General features: G+C 63.1%; 24 protein-coding genes. All 24 read left to right on the top strand.

Annotated elements, in window-relative coordinates; translation table 11 throughout:
• Positions 1–6 precede the first annotated feature (6 nt).
• The 24 genes from rplC (at position 7) to rpsK (ending at position 12,741) form a co-directional block, all read left to right on the top strand.
• Positions 7–732, top strand: coding sequence for a 50S ribosomal protein L3 (rplC, locus tag GU927_RS04825; protein WP_161761449.1), 726 nt, complete (start codon positions 7–9; stop codon positions 730–732).
• Positions 729–1,349 carry a 50S ribosomal protein L4 gene (gene rplD / locus GU927_RS04820; RefSeq protein WP_161761226.1) on the top strand — a complete coding sequence of 207 codons (621 nt, stop codon included), beginning with the start codon at positions 729–731 and terminating at the stop codon, positions 1,347–1,349. The genes rplC and rplD overlap by 4 nt, the downstream gene beginning before the upstream one ends.
• The gene (locus tag GU927_RS04815; RefSeq protein ID WP_161761225.1) at positions 1,346–1,642 is read left to right on the top strand and encodes a 50S ribosomal protein L23; all 297 of its coding nucleotides are present in this window, start codon (positions 1,346–1,348) and stop codon (positions 1,640–1,642) included. The genes rplD and GU927_RS04815 overlap by 4 nt, the downstream gene beginning before the upstream one ends.
• 161 nt (positions 1,643–1,803) lie before the next feature.
• Positions 1,804–2,643, top strand: coding sequence for a 50S ribosomal protein L2 (rplB, locus tag GU927_RS04810; RefSeq protein WP_161761224.1), 840 nt, complete (start codon positions 1,804–1,806; stop codon positions 2,641–2,643).
• A gap of 3 nt (positions 2,644–2,646) precedes the next feature.
• The gene (gene rpsS, locus GU927_RS04805; RefSeq protein ID WP_161761223.1) at positions 2,647–2,925 is read left to right on the top strand and encodes a 30S ribosomal protein S19; all 279 of its coding nucleotides are present in this window, start codon (positions 2,647–2,649) and stop codon (positions 2,923–2,925) included.
• Positions 2,926–2,928: 3 nt separating this feature from the next.
• Positions 2,929–3,309 carry a 50S ribosomal protein L22 gene (gene rplV / locus GU927_RS04800; RefSeq protein ID WP_023666240.1) on the top strand — a complete coding sequence of 127 codons (381 nt, stop codon included), beginning with the start codon at positions 2,929–2,931 and terminating at the stop codon, positions 3,307–3,309.
• Positions 3,309–4,025 (top strand): 30S ribosomal protein S3, encoded by a 717-nt coding sequence (rpsC, locus tag GU927_RS04795; RefSeq protein ID WP_023666241.1) that lies wholly within the window; start codon positions 3,309–3,311, stop codon positions 4,023–4,025. The genes rplV and rpsC overlap by 1 nt, the downstream gene beginning before the upstream one ends.
• Positions 4,026–4,039: 14 nt before the next feature.
• Entirely contained in the window at positions 4,040–4,453 is a 414-nt protein-coding gene (gene rplP, locus GU927_RS04790) for a 50S ribosomal protein L16 (protein WP_161761222.1), read from the top strand.
• A 261-nt stretch (positions 4,454–4,714) separates the two neighbouring features.
• On the top strand, positions 4,715–4,915 hold the full coding sequence (gene rpmC / locus GU927_RS04785) for a 50S ribosomal protein L29 (RefSeq protein WP_031339252.1): 201 nt from the start codon (positions 4,715–4,717) through the stop codon (positions 4,913–4,915).
• A 12-nt stretch (positions 4,916–4,927) separates the two neighbouring features.
• Entirely contained in the window at positions 4,928–5,161 is a 234-nt protein-coding gene (gene rpsQ, locus GU927_RS04780) for a 30S ribosomal protein S17 (RefSeq protein ID WP_023666244.1), read from the top strand.
• Between the two features lie 80 nt (positions 5,162–5,241).
• Positions 5,242–5,610, top strand: coding sequence for a 50S ribosomal protein L14 (gene rplN, locus GU927_RS04775; RefSeq protein WP_023666245.1), 369 nt, complete (start codon positions 5,242–5,244; stop codon positions 5,608–5,610).
• On the top strand, positions 5,610–5,915 hold the full coding sequence (gene rplX / locus GU927_RS04770) for a 50S ribosomal protein L24 (protein WP_161761221.1): 306 nt from the start codon (positions 5,610–5,612) through the stop codon (positions 5,913–5,915). The genes rplN and rplX overlap by 1 nt, the downstream gene beginning before the upstream one ends.
• The gene (gene rplE / locus GU927_RS04765; RefSeq protein WP_161761220.1) at positions 5,915–6,475 is read left to right on the top strand and encodes a 50S ribosomal protein L5; all 561 of its coding nucleotides are present in this window, start codon (positions 5,915–5,917) and stop codon (positions 6,473–6,475) included. Before rplX ends, rplE begins: the two co-directional genes overlap by 1 nt.
• 18 nt (positions 6,476–6,493) lie before the next feature.
• Positions 6,494–6,799, top strand: coding sequence for a 30S ribosomal protein S14 (rpsN, locus tag GU927_RS04760; protein WP_161761219.1), 306 nt, complete (start codon positions 6,494–6,496; stop codon positions 6,797–6,799).
• 13 nt (positions 6,800–6,812) lie between these two features.
• Positions 6,813–7,211, top strand: a complete 399-nt coding sequence (gene rpsH, locus GU927_RS04755; RefSeq protein WP_161761218.1) for a 30S ribosomal protein S8 — start codon at positions 6,813–6,815, stop codon at positions 7,209–7,211.
• A gap of 10 nt (positions 7,212–7,221) precedes the next feature.
• On the top strand, positions 7,222–7,755 hold the full coding sequence (rplF, locus tag GU927_RS04750; protein ID WP_161761217.1) for a 50S ribosomal protein L6: 534 nt from the start codon (positions 7,222–7,224) through the stop codon (positions 7,753–7,755).
• 11 nt (positions 7,756–7,766) lie between these two features.
• Positions 7,767–8,126, top strand: coding sequence for a 50S ribosomal protein L18 (rplR, locus tag GU927_RS04745; protein ID WP_161761216.1), 360 nt, complete (start codon positions 7,767–7,769; stop codon positions 8,124–8,126).
• Between the two features lie 106 nt (positions 8,127–8,232).
• Complete coding sequence (gene rpsE / locus GU927_RS04740; RefSeq protein ID WP_031339254.1) at positions 8,233–8,802, top strand: 30S ribosomal protein S5; 570 nt, start codon at positions 8,233–8,235, stop codon at positions 8,800–8,802.
• Between the two features lie 12 nt (positions 8,803–8,814).
• Positions 8,815–9,006: a 50S ribosomal protein L30 gene (gene rpmD, locus GU927_RS04735; protein WP_023666253.1), complete on the top strand. Its 192-nt coding sequence runs from the start codon at positions 8,815–8,817 to the stop codon at positions 9,004–9,006.
• Positions 9,007–9,176: 170 nt separating this feature from the next.
• Entirely contained in the window at positions 9,177–9,650 is a 474-nt protein-coding gene (gene rplO / locus GU927_RS04730; protein WP_161761215.1) for a 50S ribosomal protein L15, read from the top strand.
• Between the two features lie 100 nt (positions 9,651–9,750).
• Positions 9,751–11,109 (top strand): preprotein translocase subunit SecY, encoded by a 1,359-nt coding sequence (secY, locus tag GU927_RS04725; RefSeq protein WP_161761214.1) that lies wholly within the window; start codon positions 9,751–9,753, stop codon positions 11,107–11,109.
• A 10-nt stretch (positions 11,110–11,119) separates the two neighbouring features.
• On the top strand, positions 11,120–11,770 hold the full coding sequence (locus GU927_RS04720; protein ID WP_161761213.1) for an adenylate kinase: 651 nt from the start codon (positions 11,120–11,122) through the stop codon (positions 11,768–11,770).
• A gap of 188 nt (positions 11,771–11,958) precedes the next feature.
• Positions 11,959–12,327 carry a 30S ribosomal protein S13 gene (rpsM, locus tag GU927_RS04715; protein ID WP_023664558.1) on the top strand — a complete coding sequence of 123 codons (369 nt, stop codon included), beginning with the start codon at positions 11,959–11,961 and terminating at the stop codon, positions 12,325–12,327.
• A 15-nt stretch (positions 12,328–12,342) separates the two neighbouring features.
• Positions 12,343–12,741: a 30S ribosomal protein S11 gene (rpsK, locus tag GU927_RS04710; RefSeq protein WP_101921432.1), complete on the top strand. Its 399-nt coding sequence runs from the start codon at positions 12,343–12,345 to the stop codon at positions 12,739–12,741.
• The last annotated feature ends 22 nt before the right edge of the window (positions 12,742–12,763 follow it).

Here is a 12,763-nt window from a genome sequence, read left to right as displayed (position 1 = left end):
ATGACCATGCGCTCTGGCGTTATCGCAAAGAAGCTGGGCATGACCCGGCTGTTCCTGGAAAACGGCGCACAGGTTCCTGTGACCGTCCTCCAACTTGACAACCTGCAGGTCGTGGCGCAGCGCACCGCCGACAAGGATGGCTACACCGCCGTCCAGCTCGGCGCAGGCAATGCCAAGGCCAAGCGGACCACCGCCGCGCAGCGTGGCCACTTCGCCAAGGCGAATGTTGCCCCCAAGCGCAAGATCGCGGAATTCCGCGTGTCGCCCGACAACCTGATCGACGTGGGCGCGGAAATCACCGCCGACCACTATCTGGCGGGCCAGTTCGTGGACATCGCCGGTACCTCGATCGGTAAGGGCTTCGCCGGTGCGATGAAGCGGCACAACTTCGGCGGTCTGCGGGCCTCGCACGGTGTGTCGATCTCGCACCGTTCGCACGGGTCCACCGGCCAGTGCCAGGACCCCGGCAAGGTGTTCAAGGGCAAGAAGATGGCCGGCCATCTGGGTGCCGTCCGCGTGACCACGCAGAACCTGCAGGTCGTGCGCACGGATGCCGACCGTGGCCTGATCATGGTGAAGGGCGCCGTTCCCGGTTCCAAGGGCGGCTGGGTCACCATCAAGGATGCGGTCAAGAAGGCCCCGTTCGCCGACGCTCCGCGTCCGGCTGCGGTGCGTTCGTCGGCTGCTGCTGCTCCGGCTGCTGAAGTTGCGGTCGAAGGGGGTGAAGCATGAAACTCGATGTGATCAAGCTGGACGGCGGCAAGGCCGGTTCCATCGATCTGGATGAGGCGCTGTTCGGCCTTGAGCCGCGCGCGGACATCCTGCATCGCGTGGTGCGCTGGCAGCGTGCTAAGGCACAGGCTGGCACCCACTCGGTCCTTGGCAAGTCGGACGTGTCCTACTCGACCAAGAAGATCTATCGCCAGAAGGGCACCGGTGGCGCACGTCACGGCTCCCGCAAGGCGCCGATCTTCCGTCACGGTGGCGTCTACAAGGGCCCGACCCCGCGGTCGCATGCCCATGACCTGCCGAAGAAGTTCCGCGCCCTGGGCCTGCGTCACGCGCTGTCGGCCAAGGCCAAGGCGGGTGAGCTGGTGATCGTGGACAGCCTCGCGATGGCGGAAGCCAAGACCGCGCTGCTGGCCAAGACGGTCAAGGAACGGGGCTGGAAGCGCGTGCTGATCATCGACGGTGCGGATGTCGACGCGAATTTCGCGCTGGCGGCCCGCAACATCGAGGGGATCGACGTGCTGCCGACCATCGGCGCAAACGTCTATGACATCCTGAAGCGTGACACTCTGGTGATCACGAAGGCGGGTGTCGAAGCTCTGGAGGCTCGTCTGAAATGAGCGCGAAACCCGAACACTTCGACCTGATCAAGAAGCCGATCATCACCGAGAAAGCGACCATGGCGTCGGAGAACGGTGCGGTGGTCTTCCAGGTCGCGATGGATGCGTCCAAGCCCATGATCAAGGAAGCCGTGGAAGCGGTTTTCGGCGTGAAGGTGAAAGCGGTGAACACCGTCGTCACCAAGGGCAAGACGAAGAAGTTCCGCGGCCGTCCCGGCGAACGGAGCGACAAGAAGAAGGCCTATGTCACGCTGGAGGAAGGCAACACTATCGACGTTGCCACCGGCCTCTGATATTAGCCGCACGAATCTCGCGGCCCCGGTTTCCGGGGCCGTGGATTTTTTGAAGAATCCGGTCCTCGCCGTGAGGCGCTGACCGACCTGCCGGGGATCTTCGGAGCCCTATAACCATCGGGATCGCCAAGCGGTCCCCTAGCTGACGGAAGACAGAGAGCATGGCACTCAAGTCGTATAAACCGACGACGCCTGGCCAGCGTGGGCTGGTTCTGATCGACCGTTCGGAGCTGTGGAAAGGACGCCCCGTCAAAGCCCTCACCGAGGGTCTGACGAAGACGGGCGGCCGGAACAACACCGGACGTGTCACGATGTGGCACAAGGGCGGCGGCGCAAAGCGCCTGTACCGCGTTGTGGATTTCAAGCGCCGCAAGTTCGATATCGCGGCGACCGTGGAACGGATCGAATATGACCCGAACCGCACCGCCTTCATCGCGCTGGTGAAGTATGCGGATGGCGAGCTGTCCTACATCCTCGCCCCCCAGCGTCTGGCGGTTGGCGATCAGGTGATCGCGGGTGCCAAGACCGACGTGAAGCCCGGTAACGCCATGCCCTTCAGCGGCATGCCGATCGGGACGATCGTGCACAACGTCGAGCTGAAGCCCGGTAAGGGCGGCCAGCTGGCGCGCGCTGCGGGCACCTATGCCCAGTTCGTCGGCCGTGACGGCGGCTATGCGCAGATCCGCCTGTCCTCGGGCGAGCTGCGGATGGTGCGTCAGGAATGCATGGCGACCGTGGGTGCCGTGTCGAACCCCGACAACTCGAACCAGAACCTGGGTAAAGCGGGCCGGAAGCGTCACATGGGCGTCCGCCCGACCGTGCGCGGCGTCGCGATGAACCCGATCGACCACCCGCATGGTGGTGGTGAAGGCCGCACCTCGGGTGGCCGTCACCCCGTTACCCCGTGGGGCAAGGGCACCAAGGGCAACCGGACCCGGTCGAACAAGCAGACGGACAAGTACATCGTCCGTTCGCGTCACGCCAAGAAAAAAGGGCGCTAATCCATGTCTCGTTCTATTTGGAAAGGCCCGTTCGTCGACGCTTACGTGCTGAAGAAAGCCGAGAAGGCGCGGGAATCGGGCAAGAACGAAGTGATCAAGATCTGGTCGCGCCGTTCCACCATCCTGCCGCAGTTCGTCGGGCTCACCTTCGGGGTCTACAACGGTCACAAGCATATCCCGGTGGCCATCACCGAGGAGATGATCGGTCAGAAGTTCGGGGAATATTCGCCGACGCGGACCTATTACGGCCATGCGGCCGACAAGAAAGCCAAGAGGAAGTAAGCCATGGGTAAGGAAAAGAATCCGCGCCGCGTGGCGGACAACGAAGCGATGGCGATTGCCCGGATGCTTCGCACCTCGCCGCAGAAACTGAACCTCGTCGCCGGTCTGATCCGCGGCAAGAAGGTGGACAAGGCTCTGGCCGACCTCACCTTCTCCAAGCGCCGGATCGCGGGTGACGTGAAGAAGTGCCTGCAGTCGGCCATCGCCAATGCCGAGAACAACCACGGTCTGGATGTGGACAATCTCGTCGTTGCGGAAGCCTGGGTTGGCAAGAACCTTGTGATGAAGCGTGGCCGTCCGCGTGCGCGGGGCCGTTTCGGCAAGATCATGAAGCCGTTCAGCGAAATCACCATCAAGGTGCGTCAGACCGGGGAGTCGGCATAATGGGACAGAAGGTTAACCCCATCGGGATGCGCCTGCAGGTCAACCGGACCTGGGACAGCCGCTGGTTCGCCGAGTCGAAGGACTATGGCAACCTGCTGCTTGAAGACCTCAAGATGCGCGAGTTCATCCACGAGGAATGCAAGCAGGCCGGCGTCAGCCGCGTGATCATCGAGCGTCCGCACAAGAAGTGCCGCGTGACGATCCACACGGCGCGTCCGGGCGTGATCATCGGCAAGAAAGGCGCGGACATCGAAGGTCTGCGCAAGAAGCTGTCGGTCTTCACCAAGTCCGAACTGCACCTGAACATCGTCGAAGTCCGCAAGCCGGAACTGGACGCCCAGCTGGTGGCCGAATCGATCGCCCAGCAGATGGAGCGCCGGGTTTCGTTCCGCCGCGCGATGAAGCGGGGCGTGCAGAACGCGATGCGCATGGGCGCTCTGGGTATCCGGGTGAACGTTGCGGGTCGTCTGGGCGGGGCTGAAATCGCGCGTACCGAATGGTACCGCGAAGGCCGCGTTCCGCTGCACACGCTGCGCGCCGACATCGACTATGCGCTGTCGGAAGCCGAGACGCCCTACGGGATCATCGGTGTGAAAGTGTGGATCTTCAAGGGCGAGATCCTTGAGCATGATCCGCAGGCCCGCGACCGCCGTCAGGCGGAAGCGCAGGACGGCGCTGCGCCGCGTGCGCCGCGTCGCGACCGCGAACGCGCGTAAGGGAGTAGAAGGAAATGCTGCAACCGAAACGGACGAAGTTCCGCAAACAGCACAAGGGCCGTATCCACGGCGAGGCGAAGGGCGGCTTCCTGCTGAACTTCGGCTCGTTCGCCCTGAAGGCCACCGAACCCGAGCGCGTCACGGCGCGGCAGATCGAAGCGGCCCGCCGCGCGATCACCCGCCACATGAAGCGTCAGGGCCGCGTCTGGATCCGGATTTTCCCGGATGTCCCGGTTTCGTCGAAGCCTACCGAAGTCCGTATGGGTAAGGGTAAGGGTTCGGTGGACTACTGGGCGTCCAAGGTGAAGCCGGGCCGCATCATGTTCGAGATCGACGGTGTGTCCGAAGTCATCGCGCGCGAGGCGCTGCGTCTGGGGGCGATGAAGCTTCCGGTCACGACGCGCATCGTGGCGAAGGAAGACTGGTAAGTAGCGGCGGGGTGAACCCCGCCCTACGTGGGCCCCTGCCGGTGACGGCGGGGGCCTTTTGCATAAAGGCCCAAGGTGTCGGCCCCCGCTCTTGCATCCGTAGATGTTTCTGCTTGCCCTTGGCTCCCCCCTCCTGTATCGGGACGCATCCACGGTTCCGGGGCGACTCGGAATCGTTGGTTCATCATTGATCCACCAGGTTCAAGGTAACCCTGAGCAGACCGCAGGGGCCCTCTGGTGATTGAGAAAAGGACAAAGGCCGTGAAAGCCGAAGAACTGCGGGGCAAGACCCCTGACCAGCTGCGTGACAGCCTGGTCGCTCTGAAGAAGGAAGCCTTCAACCTGCGCTTCCAGCAGGCCACCGGCCAGCTCGAGAATACCGCCCGGTTCAACGCCATCCGCAAGGACGTGGCGCGCATCAAGACGGTGCTGAACCAAAAAGCCGCCGAAGCCGCGAAGTAAGAGGACCACGAAATGCCCAAGCGTATCCTGCAAGGTGTCGTGACCTCGGACAAGAACGAGCAGACGATCACCGTCCTCGTCGAGCGCCGCTTCAAGCACCCGCTGCTGCAAAAGACCGTCCGCAAGTCCAAGAAGTACCGGGCCCACGACGAGCATAACAAGTTCAAGGTTGGCGACACTGTCCGTATCGAAGAGTGCGCGCCCATCTCGAAGACGAAACGCTGGACGGTGGTCGTCGAGGCGTAAGCCAAGACCTCCGTTCAGTCCGAACGAAACCCTGGGACGGTTGCAGATCATGACCGTTCCCAAAGGTCGGGAGTAAACCAATGATCCAGATGCAGACCAATCTGGATGTTGCTGACAACTCCGGCGCTCGCCGGGTTCAGTGCATCAAGGTTCTGGGCGGTTCGCACCGCCGCTACGCATCCGTGGGCGACATCATCGTGGTGTCGGTCAAGGAAGCGATTCCGAAGGGCCGCGTGAAGAAGGGTGACGTCCGCAAGGCCGTCGTCGTCCGCACCGCCAAGGAAGTTCGCCGTGAAGACGGCACCTCGATCCGTTTCGACCGCAATGCCGCCGTCATCCTGAACAACCAGGGCGAACCGGTCGGCACCCGTATCTTCGGGCCGGTCGTGCGCGAGCTGCGTGCCAAGAACTTCATGAAGATCATCTCGCTGGCTCCGGAGGTGCTCTGATGGCTGCGAAGCTCAAGAAAGGTGACACGGTCATCGTGCTCACCGGCAAGGACAAGGGCAAGAAGGGCGAGATTTCCGCCGTCATGCCCAAGGACAACAAGGCGATCGTGGACGGCGTGAATGTCGCCATCCGCCACACCAAGCAGTCCGCCGCCTCGCAGGGTGGTCGTCTGCCGGTGTCGCAGCCGATCGACCTGTCGAACCTTGCGATCGTTGACAAGAACGGCAAGGCCACCCGCGTCGGCTTCCGCATGGAAGGCGACAAGAAGGTGCGCTACGCCAAATCGACCGGGGAGGCGATCTGATGTTGGACGCAGCTACCTATACCCCGCGCCTGAAGGCCGAATATGCCGGGAAGATCCGTCCCGCCATGAAGTCGGAATTCAGCTACAAGAACGACATGCAGATCCCCCGGCTCGAGAAGATCGTGCTGAACATGGGTGTCGGCGAGGCCGTCAAGGACACCAAGAAGGTGAAGCAGGCGGCGGAAGAACTGTCGCAGATCGCCGGTCAGAAGGCTGTCATCACCCACGCCAAAAAGTCGATCGCCGGCTTCCGCGTGCGGGAAGAGATGCCTCTTGGCTGCAAGGTCACGCTTCGCGGCGACCGGATGTATGAATTCCTTGACCGTCTGATCACGATCGCCCTGCCGCGCGTCCGCGACTTCCGCGGCGTGAAGGGCACGAGCTTTGACGGCCGCGGCAACTATGCCATGGGCCTGAAAGAGCACATCGTGTTCCCCGAGATCAACTTCGACAAGGTCGACGAAGTTCTCGGCATGGACATCATCATCTGCACCACCGCGAAGACCGACGCCGAAGCCAAGGCGCTGTTGAAGCACTTCAACATGCCCTTCACGGCCTGAGCGCGAGGAACCTGAGATATGGCAAAGAAATCCATGGTGAACCGCGAAGAGAAGCGGCAGAAGCTTGTGAAGCAGCACGCTTCCAAGCGCGCAGCCCTCAAGGCGGTGATCAACGACCAGTCCAAGCCGATGGAAGAGCGCTTCAAGGCGACTCTGAAACTGGCCGAGATGCCCCGTAACTCGTCCGCCACCCGGCTGCACAACCGCTGCCAGCTGACGGGCCGTCCCCACGCTTACTACCGTAAGCTGAAGCTCTCGCGGATCATGCTGCGCGAACTGGCCTCCTTCGGCCAGATCCCCGGCATGGTGAAGTCGAGCTGGTAAGGGAGGAAGACAGATGTCGATGAACGATCCTCTCGGCGATATGCTGACCCGCATCCGCAACGCGCAACTGCGCGGCAAGTCCACCGTCTCGTCGCCGGCTTCCAAGCTGCGCGCCTGGGTGCTGGATGTGCTGGCCTCGGAAGGCTATATCCGCGGCTATGAGAAGAAGACGACCGAGAATGGCCAGGGCGAACTGGTGATCTCGCTGAAGTACTTCGAAGGCACCCCCGTGATCCGCGAACTCAAGCGCGTGTCCAAGCCGGGCCGCCGCGTCTACATGGGTGTCAAGGACATCCCGTCAGTGCGCAACGGTCTGGGTGTCTCCATCGTCTCCACGCCGAAGGGCGTGATGTCGGACGCAGCGGCTCGCTCTGCCAATGTTGGCGGCGAAGTCCTCTGCACCGTGTTCTGAGGAGGGTGGGATGTCTCGTATTGGCAAGAAACCGGTCGAACTGCCCAAGGGCGTGTCGGCCTCGCTGTCCGGCCAGACCATCGAAGTGAAGGGGCCGAAAGGCACTCGCAGCTTCACCGCTGGCGACGACGTGACGATCACCATCGACGGTACCACCGTCAAGGTGACGCCGCGTGGCACGTCCAAGCGCGCCCGCCAGCAGTGGGGGATGGTGCGGTCCATGGTGGCGAACCTCGTCACCGGTGTGACCGACGGCTTCAAGAAAGAGCTGGAAATCCAGGGCGTGGGTTACCGCGCCGCGATGGCCGGCAATGTCCTGAAACTTTCGCTCGGCTACAGCCACGAAGTGAATTTCGAAGTGCCGAAGGGGGTGACTGTCGCCTCGCCGAAGCAGACCGAGATCGTCGTGGAAGGCATCGACCAGCAGCTGGTCGGTCAGGTGGCCGCGAACATCCGCGAGTGGAAGCGTCCCGAGCCCTACAAGGGCAAGGGCATCCGCTACAAGGATGAGTACATCTTCCGCAAGGAAGGCAAGAAGAAGTAAGGGGCGCAAAAATGGCGAACACCAAGAGAGAGCTGTTCCTCAAGCGCCGCCTGCGCGTCCGGAACAAGATCAAGGCCATGGCCAACGGGCGTCTTCGCCTGTCGGTCCACCGGTCCAACAAGAACATCAGCGTCCAGCTGATCGACGACGTGAAGGGGGTCACCGTGGCCGCCGCCTCGTCGCTCGAGAAGGATCTGGGCGTCGTCGGCAAGAACAACGTCGAGGCTGCGGCCAAGATCGGCGCTGCGATTGCCGAGCGGGCCAAGAAGGCCGGCGTGGAAGAGTGCTATTTCGACCGCGGCGGTTTCATTTTCCACGGGAAGATCAAGGCACTTGCCGATGCTGCCCGTGAAGGTGGCCTGAAGTTCTGATCCATGCGGGCGGCGCGCAAGTGCCGCCCCGATGATCCCGGCCCGCCCTGCGGTGCACGAGGATTGGCTATAACGGCGCGGCCGCGCCAACATGAAGGAATGCCATATGGCAGAACGTGAGAACCGCCGGGAGCGCCGCGACGACCGTCGTGACAACCGCCCGGAAGAAACCCCGGAATTCGCAGACCGTCTGGTCGCGATCAACCGCGTGTCGAAAACCGTGAAGGGCGGCAAGCGCTTTGGCTTTGCGGCACTCGTCGTGGTGGGCGACCAGCGTGGTCGTGTCGGCTTTGGCAAGGGCAAGGCCAAGGAAGTTCCGGAAGCGATCCGCAAGGCGACCGAGCAGGCCAAGCGCTCGCTCATCCGCGTGCCGCTGAAGGACAGCCGCACCCTGCACCACGACATCGAAGGTCGTCATGGCGCTGGCAAGGTGGTGATGCGGACGGCCGTTGCCGGTACTGGTATCATCGCCGGTGGTCCGATGCGCGCCGTGTTCGAGATGCTGGGCGTTCAGGACGTGGTGGCCAAGTCCATCGGGTCGCAGAACCCCTACAACATGATCCGCGCGACCATCGACGGTCTGAAGCAGGAATCCTCGCCCCGTCACGTCGCCTCGCGCCGTGGCAAGAAGGTGGCCGAGATCCTGAAGAAGCCCGACGCCGAAGTCGAAGCGTAAGGAGACCGGACAATGGCCAAGAAAACCATCGTCGTGAAGCAGGTGGCCTCGGCCGCCCGCCGCCCCGCGATCCAGACCGCGACCCTGAAAGGGCTCGGCCTGAACAAGATGCACCGCACCCGTGAACTGGAAGACACGCCTTCGGTTCGCGGCATGGTCCGCTCGATCTCGCACCTCGTGCAGATCATCGAAGAGCGCGGTTGAGCGTTTGGCGGGGTGAACCCCGCCCTACCGAGCCAAGGGCGCGCGGGGAAACCTGCGCGCCCTTTGCCATTAAGTAGGGGGGCAGCGATGCCCGACCCGCAACAAGCAAGAAATGCCGCGTTGCCCCTCATCCGTCGCAGGATGGGCATTCCGGCCAAGGAGTATGCGACATGAAACTGAATGAACTGCGTGACAACGACGGCGCCGCCAAGAAGCAGAAGCGCGTGGCGCGCGGCCCGGGTTCGGGCAAGGGCAAGACCGCCGGTCGCGGTATCAAGGGTCAGAAGTCCCGTTCGGGTGTGGCCATCGGCGGCTACGAAGGCGGCCAGATGCCGCTGTACCGCCGCCTGCCCAAGCGCGGCTTCAACAAGCCGAACCGCATGGAATACGCCGTGGTGAACCTCGGCCTGATCGAGAAGTTCATCGGTCTGGGCAAGCTGGACGCGAAATCGGAAATCACCGAGGACGTGCTGGTCGCTGCGGGCCTGACCTCGAACAAGCGCGACGGTATCCGCGTGCTGGCCAAGGGCGAGATCAAGACCAAGGTCACGCTTGTTGTGACCGGCGCCTCGGCCTCGGCCATCGAAGCCGTGGCGAAGGCCGGCGGCACGCTGACCGTCAAGGCGGCTGCTGCGGCCGAATAACGGTTGTGAGCGGTCGCAGGACCGCTTACATAACCACAAGTTTTCCCGCGCCGCCGACCGGAAAACGGTTCGGCGGCGCCTTCATGAAAAGAGTCCGGGAATGGCATCTGCTGCAGAGCAAATGGCGGCGAACCTGAGCTGGTCCGCCCTTGGCAAGGCGACCGATCTTCGCCAGCGTATCTTCTTCACCCTCGGTCTGCTGATCGTCTACCGTCTGGGGACCTATATCCCCGTTCCGGGGATCGACGGCACGGCGCTGCGCGAGTTCATGACGCAGGCGGGACAGGGGATCGGCGGGATGCTGAACCTGTTCACGGGCGGCGCGATCAGCCGGATGGGCATCTTCGCGCTGGGGATCATGCCCTATATCAGCGCGTCGATCATCGTGCAGCTTCTGGCGTCGATGGTGCCCGCGCTGGAGCAGTTGAAGAAAGAGGGCGAGCAGGGCCGAAAGAAGATCAACCAGTACACCCGTTATGGCACGGTGGCTCTGGCGACCTTCCAGGCCTGGGGCATTGCCGTTTCCATCGAGGCGGGCGGTCTGGCCCATGATCCGGGCCTGTTCTTCAAGGCGGCCTGCGTGATCACGCTGGTCGGCGGCACGATGTTCCTGATGTGGCTGGGCGAGCAGATCACCGCGCGCGGCATCGGCAATGGCATCTCGCTGATCATCTTTGTGGGCATCGTGGCGGAAATCCCCGCCGCGCTGGTGCAGTTCTTCGAACAGGGCCGGTCGGGCGCGCTGTCCACCCCGCTGATCCTTGGCATCATCGTGATGGTGGTGGCGGTCATCGCCTTTGTCGTCTTCATGGAACGCGCGCTGCGCAAGATCCACATCCAGTATCCCCGCCGTCAGGTGGGCATGAAGATCTATGACGGCGGGTCGTCGCACCTGCCGGTGAAGGTGAACCCCGCGGGCGTGATCCCGGCGATCTTCGCTTCGTCCCTGCTGCTGCTGCCCACCACGATCGGCACCTTCTCGGGTCAGGACACGAACCCCGTCCTGTCCACGCTGATGGCCTATCTGGGCTATGGCCAGCCGCTGCACCTGCTGGCGATGGCGGGGATGATCGTGTTCTTCGCCTATTTCTACACCGCCAACGTGGCCTTCAAGGTCGAGGATGTGGCGGACAACCTGAAGAACCAGAACGGCTTTATCCCCGGCATCCGTCCCGGCAAGAAGACCGAGGAATATCTGGAATATGTGGTGAACCGCGTTCTGGTGCTGGGGTCGGCCTATCTGGCCGCCGTCTGTCTGCTGCCTGAGATCCTGATCGCGGAAGTGGGCATCCCCTTCTACTTCGGCGGCACGTCGGTGCTGATCGTGGTGTCGGTGACGATGGACACGATCAACCAGATCCAGTCGCATCTGCTGGCCCACCAGTATGAGGGGCTGATCGAGAAGTCGAACCTGCGTGGCAAGAAACGCTCGGCCCCCAAGGCCCCTGCGCGGCGCTGAGGGCGGACAGATGGCGAACATCATCCTTCTGGGCCCGCCCGGCGCGGGGAAGGGCACGCAGGCCAAGCGTCTGGTCGAAGAGCGCGGCATGGTGCAGCTGTCCACCGGCGACATGCTGCGCGAGGCCAAGACGAGCGGCACCGAAATGGGCAAGCGCGTGGCCGAGGTCATGGCGCGGGGCGAGCTGGTCACCGATGACATCGTGATCGGCCTGATCGAGGAGAAGATCACCGGTCCCGCCGGTGGCGGCTTCATCTTCGACGGTTTCCCCCGCACGCTGCCGCAGGCGGATGCGCTGGGGCAGCTTCTGTCGCGGACGGGGCAGGTGCTGGATGCGGTGATCGAGATGCAGGTGGACGACGCGGCGCTGGTCGCGCGGATCACCGGCCGCTTCACCTGCGGCCAGTGCGGCGAGGTCTATCACGATGTCACGAAGCCCACCAAGGCGGCGGGCACCTGCGATGTCTGCGGGTCGCATGACCTGAAGCGGCGGGCCGACGACAACGAGGACGCGCTGAAGCAGCGGCTGATGGAATATTACAAGAAGACCTCGCCGCTGATCGGTTACTACTACGCCAAGAAGCAGCTTTCGTCGGTCGACGGGCTGGCGGAAATGGATGCGGTGGCGCAGGCCATCGCGGCAGTGCTTGACAAAGCTTGACAAACCCTTCCCGCGCCCTTGACGTGCGGGGGAAAAGCCCATAAAGCACGGCGTCCCGCAAGGGAATCGTCCGGCCATAATTGATGCTTGGCCGGTCAGACCGAATCGGTGGAACGGAACGTCCGCTCTGCCGGAGTTGTGAAAAAAGGTTCTGGCATCACGGAACCGCAACGAAAAGGAACACACGCGTGGCACGTATTGCTGGCGTCAACATCCCCACCCAGAAGCGGGTGCCGATCGCCCTGACCTACATCACCGGCATCGGTCCGCATAATGCGGAAATCATCTGCAATTCGCTGAACATCGACCGCGCCCGTCGCGTGAACCAGCTGTCGGATGCCGAAGTGCTGGCAATCCGCGAATTCATCGACGCCAACTTCACCGTCGAGGGCGACCTGCGCCGTGAAGTGTCGATGAACATCAAGCGTCTGATGGACCTCGGCTGCTATCGCGGCCTGCGTCACCGCAAGAACCTGCCGGTTCGCGGCCAGCGCACCCACACCAACGCCCGCACCCGCAAGGGCCCGGCGAAGCCGATCGCCGGCAAGAAGAAGTAAGGGGAGCGTTCAGATATGGCACGTGATACCAAATCCGCCGCGCGCACCAAGCGCAAGGAACGCAAGAACATCGCCGCTGGCGTGGCGCATGTGAACTCGTCGTTCAACAACACCAAGATCCTGATCTCGGACGTGCAGGGCAATGCGATCTCGTGGTCGTCGGCCGGCACCATGGGCTTCAAGGGTTCGCGCAAATCGACCCCCTACGCGGCCCAGATGGCCGCCGAGGATGCGGGCCGCAAGGCGCAGGAACATGGCGTGAAGACGCTGGAAGTCGAAGTGCAGGGCCCGGGTTCGGGCCGCGAGTCGGCGCTGCGCGCGCTGGCCGCCGTGGGCTTCAACATCACCTCGATCCGTGATGTGACCCCGCTGGCGCATAACGGCTGCCGCCCGCCGAAGCGCCGCCGCGTCTAAGATATTTCGAATAAGGCGGGCC

The sequence above is a fragment of the Paragemmobacter amnigenus genome (genome assembly GCF_009908265.2).
Classification (GTDB): domain Bacteria; phylum Pseudomonadota; class Alphaproteobacteria; order Rhodobacterales; family Rhodobacteraceae; genus Paragemmobacter; species Paragemmobacter amnigenus.
This window is presented reverse-complemented; position numbering and strand designations above follow the sequence as displayed.

Bases quoted from the DNA above. Each gene is read 5' to 3' on its own strand.
- rplC (WP_161761449.1), top strand. From the start codon at position 7: ATGCGCTCTGGCGTTATCGCAAAGAAGCTGGGCATGACCCGGCTGTTC.
- rplD (WP_161761226.1), top strand. From the start codon at position 729: ATGAAACTCGATGTGATCAAGCTGGACGGCGGCAAGGCCGGTTCCATC.
- GU927_RS04815 (WP_161761225.1), top strand. From the start codon at position 1,346: ATGAGCGCGAAACCCGAACACTTCGACCTGATCAAGAAGCCGATCATC.
- rplB (WP_161761224.1), top strand. From the start codon at position 1,804: ATGGCACTCAAGTCGTATAAACCGACGACGCCTGGCCAGCGTGGGCTG.
- rpsS (WP_161761223.1), top strand. From the start codon at position 2,647: ATGTCTCGTTCTATTTGGAAAGGCCCGTTCGTCGACGCTTACGTGCTG.
- rplV (WP_023666240.1), top strand. From the start codon at position 2,929: ATGGGTAAGGAAAAGAATCCGCGCCGCGTGGCGGACAACGAAGCGATG.
- rpsC (WP_023666241.1), top strand. From the start codon at position 3,309: ATGGGACAGAAGGTTAACCCCATCGGGATGCGCCTGCAGGTCAACCGG.
- rplP (WP_161761222.1), top strand. From the start codon at position 4,040: ATGCTGCAACCGAAACGGACGAAGTTCCGCAAACAGCACAAGGGCCGT.
- rpsQ (WP_023666244.1), top strand. From the start codon at position 4,928: ATGCCCAAGCGTATCCTGCAAGGTGTCGTGACCTCGGACAAGAACGAG.
- rplN (WP_023666245.1), top strand. From the start codon at position 5,242: ATGATCCAGATGCAGACCAATCTGGATGTTGCTGACAACTCCGGCGCT.
- rplX (WP_161761221.1), top strand. From the start codon at position 5,610: ATGGCTGCGAAGCTCAAGAAAGGTGACACGGTCATCGTGCTCACCGGC.
- rplE (WP_161761220.1), top strand. From the start codon at position 5,915: ATGTTGGACGCAGCTACCTATACCCCGCGCCTGAAGGCCGAATATGCC.
- rpsN (WP_161761219.1), top strand. From the start codon at position 6,494: ATGGCAAAGAAATCCATGGTGAACCGCGAAGAGAAGCGGCAGAAGCTT.
- rpsH (WP_161761218.1), top strand. From the start codon at position 6,813: ATGTCGATGAACGATCCTCTCGGCGATATGCTGACCCGCATCCGCAAC.
- rplF (WP_161761217.1), top strand. From the start codon at position 7,222: ATGTCTCGTATTGGCAAGAAACCGGTCGAACTGCCCAAGGGCGTGTCG.
- rplR (WP_161761216.1), top strand. From the start codon at position 7,767: ATGGCGAACACCAAGAGAGAGCTGTTCCTCAAGCGCCGCCTGCGCGTC.
- rpsE (WP_031339254.1), top strand. From the start codon at position 8,233: ATGGCAGAACGTGAGAACCGCCGGGAGCGCCGCGACGACCGTCGTGAC.
- rpmD (WP_023666253.1), top strand. From the start codon at position 8,815: ATGGCCAAGAAAACCATCGTCGTGAAGCAGGTGGCCTCGGCCGCCCGC.
- rplO (WP_161761215.1), top strand. From the start codon at position 9,177: ATGAAACTGAATGAACTGCGTGACAACGACGGCGCCGCCAAGAAGCAG.
- secY (WP_161761214.1), top strand. From the start codon at position 9,751: ATGGCATCTGCTGCAGAGCAAATGGCGGCGAACCTGAGCTGGTCCGCC.
- GU927_RS04720 (WP_161761213.1), top strand. From the start codon at position 11,120: ATGGCGAACATCATCCTTCTGGGCCCGCCCGGCGCGGGGAAGGGCACG.
- rpsK (WP_101921432.1), top strand. From the start codon at position 12,343: ATGGCACGTGATACCAAATCCGCCGCGCGCACCAAGCGCAAGGAACGC.